The 17,524-nt window shown below is 51.9% G+C and carries 18 protein-coding genes; 8 read left to right on the forward strand and 10 right to left on the reverse strand.

All coding sequences use genetic code 11. The features are described from left to right. The first annotated feature begins 66 nt into the window (after positions 1-66). Together NOC_RS15350 and NOC_RS15355 are read left to right on the forward strand one after the other, a co-directional pair. Complete coding sequence (locus NOC_RS15350) at positions 67-657, forward strand: SCO family protein (RefSeq protein ID WP_002813475.1); 591 nt, start codon at positions 67-69, stop codon at positions 655-657. Continuing rightward, positions 650-1,279 carry a hypothetical protein gene (locus NOC_RS15355; protein ID WP_011331088.1) on the forward strand — a complete coding sequence of 210 codons (630 nt, stop codon included), beginning with the start codon at positions 650-652 and terminating at the stop codon, positions 1,277-1,279. Before NOC_RS15350 ends, NOC_RS15355 begins: the two co-directional genes overlap by 8 nt. A gap of 66 nt (positions 1,280-1,345) precedes the next feature. Here the strand turns inward: NOC_RS15355 and NOC_RS15360 are convergent, their stop codons facing one another. Next, positions 1,346-2,569, reverse strand: coding sequence for an RNA-guided endonuclease InsQ/TnpB family protein (locus NOC_RS15360; protein ID WP_011331089.1), 1,224 nt, complete (start codon positions 2,567-2,569; stop codon positions 1,346-1,348). Positions 2,570-2,825: 256 nt separating this feature from the next. Between NOC_RS15360 and NOC_RS15365 the strand changes: the two genes are divergently transcribed. The 4 genes from NOC_RS15365 to NOC_RS15380 all read left to right on the forward strand — a co-directional run bounded on the left by NOC_RS15365 (position 2,826) and on the right by NOC_RS15380 (position 6,745). After that, positions 2,826-4,550 (forward strand): type I restriction-modification system subunit M, encoded by a 1,725-nt coding sequence (locus NOC_RS15365; protein ID WP_002813448.1) that lies wholly within the window; start codon positions 2,826-2,828, stop codon positions 4,548-4,550. Beyond that, positions 4,543-5,820: a restriction endonuclease subunit S gene (locus tag NOC_RS15370; protein WP_011331090.1), complete on the forward strand. Its 1,278-nt coding sequence runs from the start codon at positions 4,543-4,545 to the stop codon at positions 5,818-5,820. The genes NOC_RS15365 and NOC_RS15370 overlap by 8 nt, the downstream gene beginning before the upstream one ends. Positions 5,821-5,972: 152 nt before the next feature. Beyond that, a complete protein-coding gene (locus NOC_RS15375) occupies positions 5,973-6,392 on the forward strand; it encodes a nucleotidyltransferase substrate binding protein (protein ID WP_002812814.1) in 420 nt (139 codons plus the stop codon). Further along, the gene (locus NOC_RS15380) at positions 6,389-6,745 is read left to right on the forward strand and encodes a nucleotidyltransferase domain-containing protein (RefSeq protein WP_002812929.1); all 357 of its coding nucleotides are present in this window, start codon (positions 6,389-6,391) and stop codon (positions 6,743-6,745) included. The genes NOC_RS15375 and NOC_RS15380 overlap by 4 nt, the downstream gene beginning before the upstream one ends. A 54-nt stretch (positions 6,746-6,799) precedes the next feature. Here the strand turns inward: NOC_RS15380 and NOC_RS15385 are convergent, their stop codons facing one another. Together NOC_RS15385 and NOC_RS15390 are read right to left on the reverse strand one after the other, a co-directional pair. Next, positions 6,800-7,495 carry an RES family NAD+ phosphorylase gene (locus tag NOC_RS15385; protein WP_002812991.1) on the reverse strand — a complete coding sequence of 232 codons (696 nt, stop codon included), beginning with the start codon at positions 7,493-7,495 and terminating at the stop codon, positions 6,800-6,802. Beyond that, positions 7,492-7,881 carry an MbcA/ParS/Xre antitoxin family protein gene (locus NOC_RS15390; protein WP_002812904.1) on the reverse strand — a complete coding sequence of 130 codons (390 nt, stop codon included), beginning with the start codon at positions 7,879-7,881 and terminating at the stop codon, positions 7,492-7,494. The genes NOC_RS15385 and NOC_RS15390 overlap by 4 nt, the downstream gene beginning before the upstream one ends. Before the next feature lie 145 nt (positions 7,882-8,026). On the opposite strand from NOC_RS15390, the gene NOC_RS15395 reads away from it, so the two are divergent. Together NOC_RS15395 and NOC_RS15400 are read left to right on the forward strand one after the other, a co-directional pair. Then, positions 8,027-11,125 (forward strand): type I restriction endonuclease subunit R, encoded by a 3,099-nt coding sequence (locus NOC_RS15395; RefSeq protein ID WP_244859988.1) that lies wholly within the window; start codon positions 8,027-8,029, stop codon positions 11,123-11,125. After that, positions 11,125-11,838, forward strand: a complete 714-nt coding sequence (locus NOC_RS15400) for a M48 family metallopeptidase (RefSeq protein ID WP_002812846.1) — start codon at positions 11,125-11,127, stop codon at positions 11,836-11,838. Before NOC_RS15395 ends, NOC_RS15400 begins: the two co-directional genes overlap by 1 nt. 255 nt (positions 11,839-12,093) lie before the next feature. On the opposite strand, the gene NOC_RS15405 is transcribed toward NOC_RS15400, so the two are convergent. The 7 genes from NOC_RS15405 to NOC_RS15425 form a co-directional block, all read right to left on the reverse strand. After that, positions 12,094-13,566 (reverse strand): hypothetical protein, encoded by a 1,473-nt coding sequence (locus NOC_RS15405; RefSeq protein ID WP_002813071.1) that lies wholly within the window; start codon positions 13,564-13,566, stop codon positions 12,094-12,096. A gap of 165 nt (positions 13,567-13,731) precedes the next feature. Beyond that, positions 13,732-13,893, reverse strand: a complete 162-nt coding sequence (locus tag NOC_RS17770; RefSeq protein WP_002812822.1) for a hypothetical protein — start codon at positions 13,891-13,893, stop codon at positions 13,732-13,734. Between the two features lie 476 nt (positions 13,894-14,369). Further along, on the reverse strand, positions 14,370-14,945 hold the full coding sequence (locus NOC_RS15410; protein ID WP_002812179.1) for a GNAT family N-acetyltransferase: 576 nt from the start codon (positions 14,943-14,945) through the stop codon (positions 14,370-14,372). 11 nt (positions 14,946-14,956) lie between these two features. Beyond that, positions 14,957-15,895 carry a GNAT family N-acetyltransferase gene (locus tag NOC_RS15415; RefSeq protein ID WP_002812247.1) on the reverse strand — a complete coding sequence of 313 codons (939 nt, stop codon included), beginning with the start codon at positions 15,893-15,895 and terminating at the stop codon, positions 14,957-14,959. Then, positions 15,892-16,854, reverse strand: a complete 963-nt coding sequence (locus NOC_RS15420; RefSeq protein ID WP_011331092.1) for a polysaccharide deacetylase family protein — start codon at positions 16,852-16,854, stop codon at positions 15,892-15,894. Before NOC_RS15420 ends, NOC_RS15415 begins: the two co-directional genes overlap by 4 nt. A gap of 83 nt (positions 16,855-16,937) precedes the next feature. After that, positions 16,938-17,108: a hypothetical protein gene (locus tag NOC_RS17585; protein ID WP_002813275.1), complete on the reverse strand. Its 171-nt coding sequence runs from the start codon at positions 17,106-17,108 to the stop codon at positions 16,938-16,940. A 25-nt stretch (positions 17,109-17,133) separates the two neighbouring features. Then, positions 17,134-17,523 (reverse strand): DUF779 domain-containing protein, encoded by a 390-nt coding sequence (locus NOC_RS15425; RefSeq protein ID WP_002813324.1) that lies wholly within the window; start codon positions 17,521-17,523, stop codon positions 17,134-17,136. Position 17,524: the final 1 nt, after the last annotated feature.

Raw genomic sequence — 17,524 nt, forward strand, 5'->3', positions numbered from 1 at the left:
TGGGCCGGTTGGGTGCGGCAGCGATAATATAGCCACAAAAATTGATTCAGGAATCATAACGTAGAAATGAGAAATCGTGCTTTATGTAATCTTGCTGCTATCATGATGCTTTTGCTGCTTGCCCCCACTAAGTTAATAGCCTCAACCATCGTGCTGAAGCACGTCGCGCCTTTGCAAAAAGAAACGATAGCCCACTTAAACCAAGGAAGTAAAAGCGACAGTGGGCAATGGAGGCTGGTTGTTTTTGGCTTTACCAACTGTAGCGATGTCTGCCCCATGTCGCTTGCAAATCTTTCCATGCTAATGGGCGCTGCGGAGGAAGAAAATATTAAACTGGCAGGGACTTTTGTAACCATCGATCCTGATAGGGACACCCATGCAGTATTAGCCGAGTACACTGATAAATTTAATGCCGATATTGCCTATCTACGCCTAACAGGCAAAGACCTGGAACACCTTAAAAGCACCTTTGGCGTGGAAACTGTTTTCTATACCAAAAATGCGGGCAACAGAATTCACTACCAGGTTGATCACAGTAGCACCGGTTTTCTCATCGATCCCGAAGGAAGAATTAGAGTTCTGTTCGATGCGGTGGAAGACGCTGTCGATATTGCTAACATGATCCATGAGCAAGGGACGCTTTTTAGCCATGAGTAAAAACATGGCGTTAACAGTGTTTTTTATGCTGATAGGAATCGCCCCTGTCTTTGCCATGAGCAATTACGATGATCCTCGTATTCTACCCTCCTTCAAAGATAAAGCCCTGCCGCCAGAGCTTGATATATTACGCGTTAAAACCAAGATCTCAGCAGATAATCAACTGATATTTGAAGTCAAAACAAGAGGAGAGCGCACTAACGGGGAAAACGGGGATTATTTCTTGTTACAACTCACGAATGGACAATCTTATACGCTCCTTGTCCCTATCAACGAAAAAAAGGGAAACAAAATTTTAGCGTATGAAGAGACCTTCCAGCCTCAACTTAACCCAGCACCTTCCCCGTCCAGAAAGTTAACAAAATTGAGTCTAACGGCAGGCTTCAAGGCAAGATATATCACGAATGGAATCGAATACCTCATGCCGATGGACTTACTCCATATCAGCAATGACTTTAGCTATGATGCCTATACTGTCCGGGCGAACAAGCAGGGAGATGCCTTAAGCATTGATAATATCTACGATCAAGCAGGAAAGGGACGCAAAGAAAAGAAGCGCTTTTCCGCCATCACCTTGCTTAACAAACTCTGCACGACACGTAAAATCATACTAGCCGATTAAGATCGCTCCATCCAAAACAATCAGACGCCACCGATAAGCATCCAGAGGGATTTTTACCTCTCCAAGTCAATGACCGCTAGCTAAAGCAAGCGGCTTGCCCGTCCCCTCCCCTGGTTTGGAGCCTGGATCAACGGGGCGTGCTTCAGGGGTGATTGACAGCACCCCATCCTCGTCAAGAACTTGCCTGGCGAGGACACCTCTCAGGCGAATATTGCGAGAGGCATTTAAATCAGCGTGTAGTTCATAACCACACGCTTTGCAGAGGAAACGACGTTGATGTCGATTAGCTTTTTCGGTATGGCCACAGCGGGAACAGCCTTGGCTGGTGTGCTTCGGGTCAACCCCGATCACCTCCATACCGAAGGTGTCCGCTTTATAGCGGATAAATTGCTCCAACTCATAAAAGGCCCAGCGGTTGAGATCCGTGCGCTGTTGCTTTCTAAGTCTGCGTCCATTGCGGATACCACCAAGGTCCTCAACGGCAATCGTTGGGTTGCCCGTGTCCCTGGCAAAATCGACGAGATGGCGACTCATCACGTGATTGATATTTCTCATAAAGCGTCGCTCTCGGCCAGACAACCGTTTCAGGACTCGCCGCGTGGAGCGGCTGCCCGTTCGTGCCTTTTTCTTTTGGAGAGAAGCGCGGGTTTTGGCGTAGCGGTGGCGCACATGGTGGGTGTGTCCGCCACCGAAGAAAAGCTGGCGTTGGCCGTCGGTGACGGTCGCCAACACCTTGATGCCCCGGTCAACGCCCACCACAGCATCGTTAGGTTTGGAAATAGTCTCGGCCTCATGTTTGAAAGAGACCGACAGAAAAACCTTGCCCTTGCGAACAAACAAACGGCCATCACCCAGACGCCAATTCGCAACATACGCTTGCAGTTTCGGCGCACCATGATAGACAAGGCTTTTTATCCTTCCGTTCACCGTCCACACGCTCAGTCCTTGTTGCGTAAAACTGAAGTCTCGCCCGCGCTTTCCGCCCTGCAGAACAACGGCGCATGGGCGAAAATAAACAGGCTTGCTAAGGGTCTTTTTGGCCGTGCGCGCTGCCGCGTATTTGCTGGCAACCTGCCGAATACAAGAGACGGCCACTTGCGACGACAGGCCAAAGGATTTGGCCGTTTCGTAACAAAGCTGTTGCAGTTTGATCGCATTGCTGAGTTTGCCGTTCTCGAAGGCCCTACAGCTCACCGCATTGCAAGCTTCTGTCCAGGCGATGACCGTGTTCTTTGCCGCCTCAAAGGGCAAATCAACCTTAATCAGCGTTGTTCTAACAATTTCCTTCATAGAGGTAACAATATCATAATTGTCGGAATTTTAAATACGAGGAGGACGCGAATTCCCCTGCCGCCTAAAGACGCCAGCCCCCTTCGCGTGAATTTGTGGAATATGCGGTACTTGGCTCAGCATTAAACCACCCGCCCCGTTGCCTGCCCATCCTCCTTGCCGGTACACTCAAAGCCATCTTTACTCCCGCGAGGAGGCAAGCGGCTATTCAACCGCCCGCCTTCGCGGCCATTGCAGTCCAGGAAATCCCTTCTAAATGAGCCACAATATCACCCTACAACAACTGGAATCCTTCCTGTGGGAGGCCGCCGATATTCTCCGGGGCAACATGGACGCCTCCGAGTACAAGGATTATATCTTCGGCATGATGTTCCTCAAGCGCCTGTCCGATGCCTTTGAGGAAGCCCAGGAAGGGGTTATCCAGTACTACCTGGGCAAGGGCAAAACTGACGCCGAGGCCCGGGAGCTGGCCAACGATGAGGACGAATACGACAAGACCTTCTACATTCCGCCCATCGCCCGCTGGGGTGCCCTGAAAGACCTGAAACACGATATTGGCACCGAGCTGAACAAGGCCACGGAAGCCATCGAGGAAGTCAACCCTTCCCTGGAAGGGGTGCTGGTGTCCATCGACTTCAATATCAAGAACAAGCTCTCGGATAAGAAACTGCGGGATCTGCTCCGTCACTTCAGCCGCCATCGGCTTCGCAATGAAGACTTCGAGCACCCCGATCTACTGGGCACCGCCTACGAGTACCTGATAAAAATGTTTGCCGATAGCGCCGGCAAGAAGGGCGGCGAGTTTTACACCCCTTCCGAGGTGGTGCGGCTGCTGGTGGCCCTGCTCAAGCCCCAGGCCGGGATGCGCATCTACGATCCCACCGCCGGGTCCGGCGGGATGCTGGTGCAGACCCGCAACTATCTGGCCCGTCATGGTGAAAACCCGGCCAATCTGTCCCTGTTCGGTCAGGAGATGAACCTGAACACCTGGGCCATCTGCAAGATGAATATGTTTTTGCACGGAGTCTACAGCGCCGACATCCGCAAGGGGGATACCCTGCGGGAACCCCAGCATACCCAGGGCGGTGAACTGATGACCTTTGACCGGGTGATCGCCAATCCCCCCTTTTCCCTGAAAAAGTGGGGCAAGGATGAAGCGGACAAGGACGCCTACGGGCGCTTCCCCTACGGTACACCCCCCAAGGACGCCGGGGATTTGGCCTTTGTCCAGCACATGATCGCCAGCCTGAACGCCGAAGGCATGATGGGGGTGGTCATGCCCCACGGGGTGCTGTTCCGGGGCGCCAGCGAAAAAGCCATCCGCCAGGGCATCCTGAAGGATGATCTACTGGAAGCGGTGATCGGCCTGCCCGCCGCTTTGTTCTACGGCACCGGCATCCCCGCCTGCCTGCTGATCCTCAACAAAAACAAACCGGCGGAACGCACAGGCAAGGTATTGTTCATCAACGGCGAGCTGGAATTTCAGGAAGGCAAGAACCAGAACAAACTGCGCCCGCAGGATATGGACAAGATCGTTCGGACCTTCGATGACTACAGGGAGATCAAGCGGTATTCCAAGGTGGTCAGTTTGGCGGACATTGCCGGGAACGATGATAACCTGAATATTCGCCGCTACGCGGACACCTCGCCGCCCCCGGAAATCTTCGATGTCCGCGCCATTCTCCACGGCGGTATTCCCGTGCGGGAAGTGGAAAGCGAGTATATCCGGGAAGAAATACTGGAAGACTTTGATGTGACCATGGTCTTTGTGAGGCGGGATGAGCGCTACTTTGAGTTCAAGCCCGAGATCGAGTCCAAGGAAGCCATCCGGGAAGCGGCTGGGGAAGTTGACGCCAAGGTGATCCAACAACTGGAACGCTGGTGGGACAAGTACCGGGTGTCCCTGCATGAACTGGACGCCCAGGTGGCGGCAGCTGAGGAAGTGATGAAAGGCTATCTGAAGGAGCTAGGGTATGAGTGATACGGTTCCTGAGGGGTGGGAAGTTAAGCCGCTAGGAAAACTCGTAGACGTTCGATCTAGTAATATTGACAAGAAGACTGAAACGTCGGAAATCCCGGTTCGTTTGTGTAACTACACTGATGTGTATTACAACAACAGGATCACGTCTGCAATTGATTTTATGGCGGCGAGTGCGAAACAGCGGGAAATAGACCGCTTCTCGCTAGAAAAAGGAGATGTGATAATCACGAAGGATTCTGAAACTCCTGATGACATAGCAGTCCCATCGTATGTGAGTGATGATCTTTCTGGGGTGGTTTGTGGCTATCATTTAACCTTATTGAAGCCAGATCAAGATGAATCCGACGGTGAATTCCTTTCCCATCTATTCCAGTTGCCAAGCGTTCAGCACTACTTTTACATACTGGCAAATGGAATAACTCGCTTTGGTCTGACTGCGGATGCTATCAATGAGGCCCCACTTCTCACGCCCCCTCTCCCCGAACAACAAAAAATCGCCGCCATCCTGTCCTCCGTCGATGACGTGATTGAAAAAACACGCGCCCAGATCCACAAGCTGAAAGATCTGAAAACCGCCATGATGCAGGAATTGTTGACCAAAGGGATTGGGCACACGGAATTCAAGGACTCGCCGGTGGGAAGGATTCCGGTGGGGTGGAGTATTTGCAGCGCGGGGGAAGTCGCTGTTGCCATAATGGTTGGGGTCGTCGTTAAACCAGCGCAATACTATGTTGAATCAGGCGTTCCTGCATTGCGCTCCGCAAATGTTCGTGAAAACGGTTTAACCATGGATAACTTGAAATATTTTTCAGAAGACTCAAATGAAATACTCAAAAAAAGCCGGCTAATAAAGGGTGACCTTTTGACAGTCAGAACAGGTTATCCCGGCACGACAGCGGTAGTTACTGATGAATTTGAAGGCTGTAACTGCATAGATGTTGTCATTACTCGTCCATCTTCGCGTATTGACTCAGACTTTTTTTGTTTATGGGTGAATTCTGACCACGGAAAAGGGCAAGTCTTGAAGGCACAAGGTGGACTTGCTCAGCAGCACTTTAACGTCAGTGATATGAAAAACCTTACAGTGGTAGTTCCTTCACTAACTGAGCAAAAAGCTATCTTCAATGCTGTTAATTCAGTAACTAAGAAAATAGCCTTAACTGAAAAACGCCTTACTCTCTTGCTCGATACCAAAAAAGCCCTGATGCAAGACCTGCTCACCGGCAAAGTCCGCGTCAACGTCGAACAAGAGGAACCAGTGATCGCCTGATCCAAAAAGCAAAAAGCCCCGATGTATTCATCGAGGCTGATTGCCGACCGGGAATCCCCCAGTCCATTTATAAAATACTATGGGTCCGCGCCCTGTAAGGTCAAGCCTGTGGAATATAAAAATATTATGATAGCGCTTTCAGGAGAAACACCATGACTGCGGATATTCGCTGGCAACAGCGCTACGCTAACTACCGCCGGGCGCTGGCCCACCTGAACAACGCCGTGGCCCTGAGCCGCGAGCGACCCCTGTCGGAACTGGAGCAACAGAGCCTGATCCAAAGCTTCGAGTTCACCCACGAGCTAGCCTGGAACTGTCTGAAGGATTACCTGCAATACCAGGGCGAGCAAGGGCTGATGGGTTCCCGGGATGCCACCCGCAAAGCGTTCTCGGTGGGCCTCATTGGACAGGGAGAGGTATGGATGGACATGATCGCCAGCCGCAACCGGACCACTCATACCTACAATCGGGCCACGGCCCAGGCTATTGTGGAGGCAGTGATCGAACGCTACCAGCCCCAGTTTGTGCGGCTGGATCAGCGCCTCGCCGAGTTGAAGGCCGCCGGGCAATGACCGGCGACGGCCTCACCGGGCAACAGCGGCAAAATATTTGCCAGGTGCTGGCGCGGTTCCCGGCGGTCCGCGGCGCACGATTGTACGGCTCCCGTGCCTTGGGCCGCTACCGCCCCGGCTCGGATATCGACTTGGCGCTGGAGGGTGATATCGATCTGGCTACCCTGAACCGGATCAGCCTGGCGCTGGACGATTTGCTGCTGCCCTATGAAATTGATTTGTCCATATTCGGGCAAATCGACAATCCAAAACTTCGCGACCATATTCAGCCTGTCGGCCGCTTGTTTTATCAACAAAATGAACCGTCTAAACATCTGGAAAGCCCAAATCGGGCAGACAAAATAAGCGGGTAAAATATCCTGTTTTAGAACGAAGATGGCTTGAAATTCGTATTTTAGCCCATTAGGTTAAGCTTGCCGCCATGAGGAATCGAGGCTGATCTGAAAGTGTTGGCTAAAGGCTTGCCGTTTACCGGACCACACATAGCGAAAATGACTGCCCTGGGTAGCCAGGCTTAACACTGGGGGGCGCAAGGCGGCAATGCAATGAAAACCCTCATGACGCACACTATTGTAATAAAAGCCCCATTCATTGCGCTCTCGCTGCTGCCGCGCGAAAGCCTGGGCGGGCCGGTAATCATTGGCATCATGCAGGGGGACAAATTCAGGCCCGCTGATGTCCAGCAATGGCTTTAATACCTTCGTAATGTAGCAGCGCATAGTGAGTTCCATGTCGTCTTCATTCGTGGCGCGCAGGTATCGGCTTTGGTGGTGCATGGTTTCTTTGATGGCGGTGCCCACAGTCTCGGCTGCGTAGTACACCCCATACCACTTGCCGTCACTAAAACGCGTGTTTCTGCCTAAGTGGGTGAAGGCCGCCATGATGGCCGTGGCGCCAGGGCCACTCACCCAGTCTTCCTTGGGGATCAGAAGTAAATTACCAGCTTCGGCGCGCAGGCGCTCGTTGGTCATGGCTTCAAGGGCAAAGGCAACCTCGAGTTCGTCGGGGCTATCATAGCAATCTTCGAACACGGCAATAGGAGGAAAGTGAGAGGGCACCAAACGAAACCAACTGCCCTCCGGGGTGATGTAGGGCTTGGTCACCCCCGCCAGGCATCCAGATAGTGGCGTACCCGGGCCAAATCAGTGATGGAACCGCCCAGCATGGCGTCTAGGGCACTGGCGTTGCCGAAGTCGCGGTTAGGTTTAGTGATCCAGGCATCAGCCCGCTGTTTGTTAGGGAACAGAGTCATCAAGGCTTTGCGAATACCCAGAATGTAGGAGATACGCTCCAGGATATCCTTATTAAGTTTAACGTCGGGCAGCCTTTTGTACTTATAGAAGGTCTGCTCCGGGATATTGCCGAGCAGGATACGTTGCTGTTGGTTATTAAGCCCCCAGTCAGCGGTGATTTTAAAGAAGCCTTTTAAGGCCACGTAACCCGTGAAACCGGAGTCCTGATCGAGTTTTTTGTGGGGGTTAACTTTCATAAAGCGCCTTTATCTATAATCTATTTTTAAGCTTATAAATACATATTTATAGTATACAAATAAAAATATATAAATATATAGTAAAAATAGAAAACTTGCGCGGTATACCGATAGCATGGTGGTCCTACCGGCAGGTTTTATATCCGTGCGTACAACTACGGAAAATTTCGGGAGAAGATTAGGCGTGTTTCAGGACGAACTCGATAAAGTAGAAACCCCCGCCATTGCCCAGTTGCAACGGCTAGGCTGGCGCTATGTCCGTGGCGTTGAACTGTCACCGGAGGCTGCGGGCGCGGAACGGGCCTACTACCGGGACGTGGTGTTGGTTGGCCGTCTGGAAGGGGCTATCCGGCGCATCAACCCTTGGCTCAGTGAGGAAAACCTGCGTAAGGTAGCGCGGGAAATCACCCACCCCAACCATGTGGGTTTGATGGAATACAACCATGCCATTTACCAGATGTTGGTCAATTACCTGTCTATCGAACAGGACTTGGGCAAGGGACGCAAGGGGCAGACGGTCAAAATTATTGATTTTGAAAATCCCGGTAACAATGAATTCTTGTGCGTTAACCAGTTCAAGGTTGAAGGACTCAATCAGAATATCATTCCCGATATCGTCTGCTTTGTGAATGGTTTGCCGTTGGCGGTGATTGAATGCAAATCCCCTTACGTGGCGGATGCCATTAGCGAAGGTATTAAGCAACTTCGCCGCTATGCCAACCTTCGCTATCCGGAAACCGATGAAGGGGCGCAAAAGCTATTCTGGTACAACCAGCTAATGATCACCACCTGCCGGGATCAAGCCAAGGTGGGCACCATCAGTTCCAGTGCCCAGCATTACGGGGAATGGAAAGACGCCTACCCCTTTACCGATGGGGACATCCGTGCACATCCCTTCAGCCCCGGTGGCAAATACGAGGTACGGGAAATGGCGCCACCGCTCTGGTATGCCGGTGAGTTTGAACAGGCCAGCCCCGTCACGCCCCAACAGCGCCTGCTGGCGGGTATGTTAGATCCCGGCAACTTTCTCGACCTGCTCCAAAACTTCACCATCTTCGAAGCCGTTGAGGGTCGCCTGGTCAAGAAGGTGGCCCGCTATCAGCAATACCGCGCCATGAACAAGGTCATCAAACGCCTTAAAAGCGGCACGGATCGTAAGGAAAAGTCCGGGGTGGTGTGGCATACCCAGGGGTCGGGCAAGTCCCTGACCATGGTGATGCTGGCGGTGAAGATGCGCCGTGATCCGGCGTTACAGCAATACAAGCTGGTGTTCGTCACCGACCGCACCCAACTGGATACCCAGTTGTCCAATACCTTTCGCGGCGCCCAGAACGAAACGGTCTACAACGCGGGCTCCGTGGCGGAGTTGAAAACCCTGTTGAGCCGCGATTCGTCCGATATCGTCACCGCCACGGTGCAGAAATTCCAGGACGCGGAAGCGGCAGGCGGCTTCAAAGACCTGAACCCCAGCGGCAAGATCATTGTGCTGGCGGACGAGGCCCACCGGACCCAGTTTGGCGGCTTGGCCATGACTATCAATGCCGCCTTGCCCAAGGCCCCCAAGATTGGTTTTACCGGCACACCGCTATTGAAGACCCAAAAAATGGATCAAGCCTTCGGGGGCTATATTGACCAGTACAAGATCAACGAAGCCGTGGAAGACGGCGCCACAGTGCGCATCATCTACGAAGGTCGACAGGTGCAAAGCGATGTGGTGGGCGATTCATTGGATGCCCTGTTTGAAGCATACTTCCAAGGGTGCAGTGATGAAGAAAAACGGGCAATCAAACAAAAATATGGGGTAGAATGGGCGGTACGGGAGGCCCCGGCAAGGATTCGCTGGGTCTGTATTGATCTGCTGAAGCACTACCGTGAACACATCCAGCCCAACGGTTTCAAGGCCATGATTGTGGTGGGCAGTCGCCATGCCGCCACGGTATTCAAGCAAACCCTGGATGAGCTGGACGCGCCGCCGTCGGAGGTGATTATTTCCGGCAAACACAATGACCCGGCAACCCTTGCCCAGTACACAGACCGGGTCCACCAGAAGCAGGCGATTCAAAACTTTACTAAGCCCCTGGGGGAAGACCCCACCGCCTTTCTCATCGTCAAGGACATGCTGCTCACCGGCTTCGATGCGCCGATAGCGCAGGTCATGTACATGGATCGCAGCCTGAAAGATCACGCGCTGATGCAAGCCATTGCCCGGGTGAACCGTACCTGCAAGGGGAAGCAGGCGGGGTTTATCGTAGATTACCATGGCTTGTCTGATGACCTGACCGAAGCCCTCAACCAGTTCAGCAGCGAAGATGTGCAAGGCACCTACCATACGCTGAAGGACGAAATACCCAAGCTGAAAGCTGCTCATACCCGTGTGGCCGCCATCTTTGCCGGGGTGAAAGGCGCGGATGTGGATGATTATGTGCTGCGCCTGAAGGATGAAGACACCCGCCAGCAATTTGAACGGGGCTTCAAACGCTTCGCCAAGCAAATGGACGTGATACTGCCGGATGTGGCTGCCAAGCCCTATGTGCCAGACCTGAAGTTCTGGGGCAAGGTACAGAACGCTGCTCGTAACCGCTACCGCGACCCTGGTTTGAATATTCTCGACGCCGGTGAAAAGGTGCGCAAGCTGGTGGAAGAGCACATCATCAGCACCGGCGTAGACCCCAAGATACCACCGGTTGATCTGATGGCGGCAAATTTCAGGGAATCGGTAGAGCAGATCAAGTCGCCGGAATCCCGTGCCTCTGAAATTGAAAGCGCCATCAAGCACCATCTTATCGTTAACCTTGAGGAAGACCCCGAGTTCTATAAGTCGCTGAGCCTGCGTCTACGGGAGATCATCGAGAAAACCAATGGCAAATGGGAGCAGCAATTGGAATTGCTCCTTCAGATGGTCGATAACATCGAAACCGAACATAAGCAGGCAGCGGATGAGGTTGGTCTCACCAAAACGGAATTCGCCTTCTATAATATTCTCATGGCTGAGGTCACTCGGCATGGTGGTGATGGATTAGTCGGCGATGAAGTTCATGAGGATATCAAAGCAACCAGCCAATTCCTGGTGAAGACCTTTGATGAGGCAACCCAGATCGTTGATTTCTTCCACAAGCCCGATGAAGTGAAGCGGATGAAAAAGGAAATCAAGCGGGCGATACTGGATTGTTCCTACGCGGATAAAGCGCTTGTGACCGTTGTGCAAGAGCGCTTTATGGACTTGGCTAAGCGAAAGTTCGGATAATGGCGGTACCCAAACCCGAATACCGCGATGGCAATGGCTTTATCGCTGAAGTCATACGCACCGATCGGCGAAAAACCGCGGGTATACGGATAGAAGATGGCGCGGTGTCGGTGCTTATCCCGGCCACTCTGCCGATAGAGCGCGTGGATGCGCTGCTGAAGGCGAAGCGACAATGGATCAAGGAAAAAATCGTCCTGCACCAGCAAGCCCGGCCGGTCAGCCAGAAGCAGTTCGTATCCGGTGAAGCCTTCTCCTATCTGGGACGCAACTACCGGCTGAAGGTTGAAAAAGGCGCATTCCAGTCAGTTAAACTGTTAAATGGTCGACTGCTGGTTACCAACCCCAAAGGTAAGGACCAGCCCCAGATGATCCGCCATGCCCTGGTCCGGTGGTACAGGCGACAAGCAGACCAGAAGCTGAAGGAAAAAGTGAAACGCTTTGCCCCGGTAGTCGGGGTACAACCCGCCGGGATGGGCATCAAGACTTTCAAGTCACGTTGGGGCAGTTGCACCGCAAAAGGACGGCTGGAGTTCAATTGGCGAATCATGATGGCGCCGAATCGCTGTGTGGATTATGTAGTGGTTCATGAACTGTGCCACCTGATCCGCCATGACCATTCGCCGGAATTCTGGCAGGCAATAGCGCGGATAATGCCAGACTATCGCCAGTGCCGGGAATGGCTGCGGGAGAATGCATCGCAATTGAGGGTTTGATGGATGAACGAACTCAACGCAGCATTCACCCGCCCATCCGGCGGTTGACGGAAACTACTAGGGCATGTAACTAGGATTTGGAGTTTCGCCATGACTGACTGCGGTTCGGTCCCACCTCACCTTGTCAGTCTGGAGAATTCGCGTTTCTCAAACGATTCTTTCCATGAGACCCCTTAAGCATTTAACAGGATAAATCCACCTGCTGTGATTCTCCTAACTTAGCTATTCACGAGGCAACTTATTATTCGTTCAAAATCAAGCCGCGGCATCCTTGAAATCATGCTCCAGAATTGCTTCGGCACGCCGGCATAACTCGCGGGCATAATCGGTCCAGATTCCCTGGCCCCAATAGCGGTAACAACTGGTCTGAATCATCAGGAGATAATAAAGGGCATTGCGATAGCGGTATTCCGAGGTAGCAATGCCTGCTTGACCCAGCACTCTTTCTGAAAATAAAGCACTAACCCTTTCCATGGGGCCAAGCACGTTTTCATAACCCTGGACCCAGGAAATGTTATTAGTCCAGCTACCCCCATCCATGTTAAATTGAGGGTCGTTATGTTGCAGTTCCTCAATAAGTTTTTCCAGCTTTTCTGGTCCCCCTCCCGCTTCAAAGTTATCCCAGATTTTTTTCTGCTGCACCGGCTGCACCACTGGAAAATCGCTTTCCTTGAGACCCAAAGTTTCTAGATATTCCAAGTATTCGCTGACATTCACCGCCGGCGTGGGAGAACCTGTGGCCTCACCCATGACTTCCATGAATTTACCTGGAAACTCATTCATCATCACTCCGCCATTTTCGCCATCGCCAATCTGGGTGACCAGAGGTGGAATAAGCTGGCCTTTGAACTCTTGGCGACCCAAGCCTTGGGCTTCGTAATAAGGCTGCATCTGGGCTACTAACTTGGTGTCCGAACCCTGAGTCTTGATGATGGCAATGATGCTGGCGCTTTCTCCCTTGGAGTTTTTCGCCACCAGCCGGTGAGGAATATGTGGCCGCCGGGGGTGTCCATCCTCCTCGGGCTGCTCCACCGAATGCTCCTGCACCAGCACCCACTGATAGCCGTTCTCTTTAAGAGTCTTGACAAACTCATAGCAAACATCAGGGTGATTGGGCAAAGCCATCTCTGCTGGCGAAAACCCCTTCACCCGGCTCAGGGCCTCCAGGCCAAAAATAGCTGCAAAATGATGACGCCAAGCCTGAACATGCAGGCGATAGTCCTGGACCGGCGTGGAAGGAGCAACCGCATGGCTCCAGGTATTGCCCAGCCACTCCACGCAGCGCCGATAACGAGGATCGATGGTGACCCGTTTAAGCGCATCAAAAACGTCATCTAACCCCATATCCCGCAAACCATGGAGCAAGCACCCGGAATAATCCAACATGACCCGGGGATTTTTACCCTCATCCACCAATTGGGGTACAAGTTCACCGATACGCTTATAGCACCAATGAAATACCGGCGCATTGTGATTATCCCCAATATGCTGATTATCCATCATATATTTAAGGTTACTGATAATCGCCGCGGTATGGAGATCTTCTCCGCCTGCGGGAATCAGCGGCTGTTGCATATGCAAGGCGATGGCAAAGGCGCTCTGGATATGGCCAAAATCAATGCCGCTCTGGGACAGATAAACTGGCCCTTGGGCACGAGTTCTGGCAATGAGTTCTTCAGAGCCACAGAGATTGGGTAGGCCGTCGATATATTCCGGTAAATCACTCATACTTATTTACCTCTCTAGTACCTTATTCACGACACGGAAGACTTCTACTCCCCTTCGTCAAAGTCTAGCAACATTACTGGGAAACAGGGTTATAATTTTAGCAAAATATCCCTCTACGGCTTCTCTGGGTACTTAGGTCCTATAGAAAAGATCGCGCTCTTTAAGCTAGGCCTTAAAGCCGGACTCCTGTTCCATGGGCTCGACTGCTTCCTTTTCTTCCCTATGGTCACCGGCCACCACCAACCCAATATCGAAACGACTCACCGCGCCAGGACCGCTTGCCATCAGCAGGGGAACCATCGCCACTATCATGGAAACCGTTGTCATTAAAATAGGGCATAAGTTGCAATCAATCGGTTGTCTGTATGTTCGGCTATTTTAACCATACCTACCAGCGTAGGGGCACGTTGTGGGAAGGTCGTGTTAAGTCTTGGTTGGTGCAAAGTGAATTACAAACACCACATCCTGAATAGCTAGCATGAGGGATATCGAAAAATGGGCGGTTGAACAACTACCGTGATTTATTGAATGTCCATGCAGGAGCAGAACGCCTAAAAGAAATCAGGGAAAGTATTAATAAAGGGCTAGTGCTTGGAAGCGAGCGATTTACATTACCAATAAGCATTGACCCATCAGCGTGCCACGGCAAGAAAATCGGGAAGACCAAGACAGAGAAATATTGGTGAAGCATCATTATCATTCTGACTTTAAATATTTTTGCGTGGTATTTATAATTATGCCATAAGCCTTTGATTCGGTTGAACCAACGAATTTCTGCCCGGTTTTTCTGGGGTTTTACCGACTCAAGACCGGCTATTGAAACGTATTCGGTTCGGACGCCGTAAACGCAAGGGGTTGATTTCGATTACAAGGGCGACTTTCGACCATCCGGCCCGCTCGAAGGCACGTAATGAAGGAGAGTTGGAGTGCCATATGCGCGCGTACGTCCTGCGAAAACCTCTTTTGAGCATGTCAAGGCATGACAAGGCGATGAGTTGAGTCGCTACGCCGCTGCGCCGCATCGAGGGTGAAGTGACAATCTGTACAAGCTTGGCCTCGTCGTTGCGAAGTGGCCAGAAATCGCGTTTCCGGTAGCGTTCCCCATACCAATAGATGCATACCCCTGCGATACGATTGTCCAGGTAACAGGCGTACGCATAGGCTTCTTCGCCCAGATAATGCATCTGTTCGCGAATTAGCGGTTCGCTGCTTAGCTCAAGCATTTGCTGATCCGTCGCGCGGACGCTGAATTTGGGTCTTGATGCAGTTGGTGCCGAATTCTCGCTGTCAACCGGGCTGGCGTAGACGTAGTAAGCGGAATAGTCGCCCAATACTAATCGAGCAAGTTTCTTGGAGAGTTCTTTGGCGAGGTTGATCATCGGAGGTTTGCTTATCCCGCGAATCGCAGTAGACGTTTGATTCTTGCTTTCAGGCCTAGCTGGTCGAGCCTGGAACCCAGCCAACCTGATACGCAAGACGAAAAATTGTGGCTGTAGATGATAGCTCCGTTGCGAATCGAATTCTTGACAAAGAATACATTGGCGCAATTTTTTTGGTGCGTGGCAAAGAGGCGCTTATGATCCGACTGGCCTTCAGTGAAATCAAAAATTTTAAATCGACCCTCGCCGAAAAGCTCTTGCAGAGCTAGCCATTGAAGTACTGTGCCGACCGACAGCTTCATGTAGTCAGGATCATAGCCGAGATAGGCATAGATGAGCACATCGTTACGAGCGGGGCAATACAGGTACGATACGGGCCGCTCGCCGTCGAATAGGATATAGGCCCGCAAGCGGTCTTCGCCCGCCAGTGCTTCCGCCTGCTGGATGAAGGCATCGGACCCAGGGATCCCCGCATCGAGAAGCCGTTCCTGATACGTCAACTTTGACACTCGCCGTGCTTGGCGGAAAAAATCACCGATTTCCCCAGGTGCTTTATAGGTTTTCCAGCGGATGTTGCCGCCGCAATGTTTGGCGTATTTCTTCACTTTGCGATTAATCGTGGAACGCGTTTTCGAAGAAAACGTCTTCTGATAGTCGTCATAGGTCAGGGACAAATCAATATAGTAATGCTGATAATTCAACGGCACGTAACAGAGGTAGCTGCCATGTCTGCTGATTCTGGGAAGTTCAGTGCCTACCGGTAGCGCACGGACGCTGAATCCCTGGCTTCCCTCCACAAGTTCGTCAGCGGGCGGTTCCAGTGGCAACTGCGGCAACGATTCATCAAACAGATCGACCGATCGGCATTGGAGCGGCAATGAAGCGCTCCACAATGTCCGGTCACTGAGCTGATATTTGAAAGGTACCTGGCGTAACTTCCAACCTTTCATTGGTATTTCCTGCGATAGGCTTGTTCAAACATTCTTATTCCCGTCTTCCATGGCGTTACTTTGAGCGGGGCGGGCTGTGATGGCACAGCTTTGGGAGTCAGCCCCTGAAATCCACAGGTGCGGAACGAATCGCGGTTGCGGTCAAGAAATGCGCACAATTTTCTGAAGCGTTCAACGACAATCTCATCAGGCCGGTTCTTGGATGGATTAAGCAGTTCGAAGCTATGGGACAAAATAACGAAGGAGCTGCGTTTCTCCTCCAGCGCTTTCCACAGCAGAGCCTCAATCTCGCCATAAGAACAGGCGGTCAGTTGCACATGGCGCAGCGATCCCGTGCCATCCTTGAACACGGTCATGGGATACTCAAAGACGCCTTCACATTCAATTGGCTCGACAACCGTCACATTTGGCATCACACCGCTGGCGGGTCCGAATCGGGTGGCATTATAACTACTGTCAATGCCAATACCATTGGCGTGCAAGGCGCGAAGAGTATTTCTGCTGAAACCGAAGCTTCCGGCACGAAAAGCGTTGACTTCAGGCGCCTGCGCTTTCTTGAGCAGAAAGATGCCCGCGCCAACCAATTGCGTCTGCTCCTCCAGCGAATAGTGGAAAAGATGCCGCCTCTTTGTCGCGGTGTTAGCGATCAGCGGTTGTCTGGATTCGTCCACCCATTCCGTATGCAAATGCAACTGGATCTCCTGGTGGCTATTGCGAATGAGGGCCACGATCTCTTCAAGTGGCTGATCCCCGAACCGCGTAGAAAAAAGCGGTTCCACAAAAAAACTGGCGGATAGCGCGTGATCTTCAAGCACCTTCAGCTGGTACGGCAGGCCGTAATCCCCGCTCGAAGTCGGACCGATGATGTATTTACGAAAGGCATCGGGAAACTTCTGATCGATGTCCACCCAGCCATCGCACCAGATTTCTACATCTACAGTAAAATGAACATCGAGCATCAGATATACCTCCTAATGTCCGCCACAAGGGGGCGGAAAACCTGGTGAAGCAAGCCCAGTCCAGCGCACTTATTTGTCCGCTGCTACGCTTTGTCATCGATCACTCGATGGCAAAGCGGCCGCACTTGCCGGGGCATCACTCCTGGATCAGGTAATTTGTTTAGGGTCTTTGCATCCGCTGCCTTTTTTTCGACATTCACCACCGCTTTCGCTTTGTCGCGTACCACCTGATCCTGTTTAACCATTTTTTGCATGGATGTGGAAGTTACAAGGAGATTGTCAAGCAGAAAGTGGGTCCTGTTTTTCCAGGGCTTGTAGCTCTTCTTCGGTAAACATGCGCGATTGGATAATAAAGCGAACGCCCATCGGTATTTCAATGGAAAAGCTGGAGCCTCGCCCAGATTTTACATCAAGCGTAAGCTGGGTGTGTTTCCAGTATTCAAACTGATCGCGTGCCATATAGAAAGGGCAACCATAGACTTCGCCCAGTTTAATGTCAGAACCGCCTACCTTAAAATCACCATCTTCGTAACACATGGGTGAGGAACCGTCGCAGCAGCCACCGCTTTGATGGAACATAAGGTCGCCATGTTTTTCCCGCAGTTGGTCGATCACTTTTTTGGCCTCTTTGGTAACCGTCACGCGTTTTACTTGGATTGATTGTGCCATC

The organism is Nitrosococcus oceani ATCC 19707, assembly GCF_000012805.1.
GTDB classification, from domain to species: domain Bacteria; phylum Pseudomonadota; class Gammaproteobacteria; order Nitrosococcales; family Nitrosococcaceae; genus Nitrosococcus; species Nitrosococcus oceani.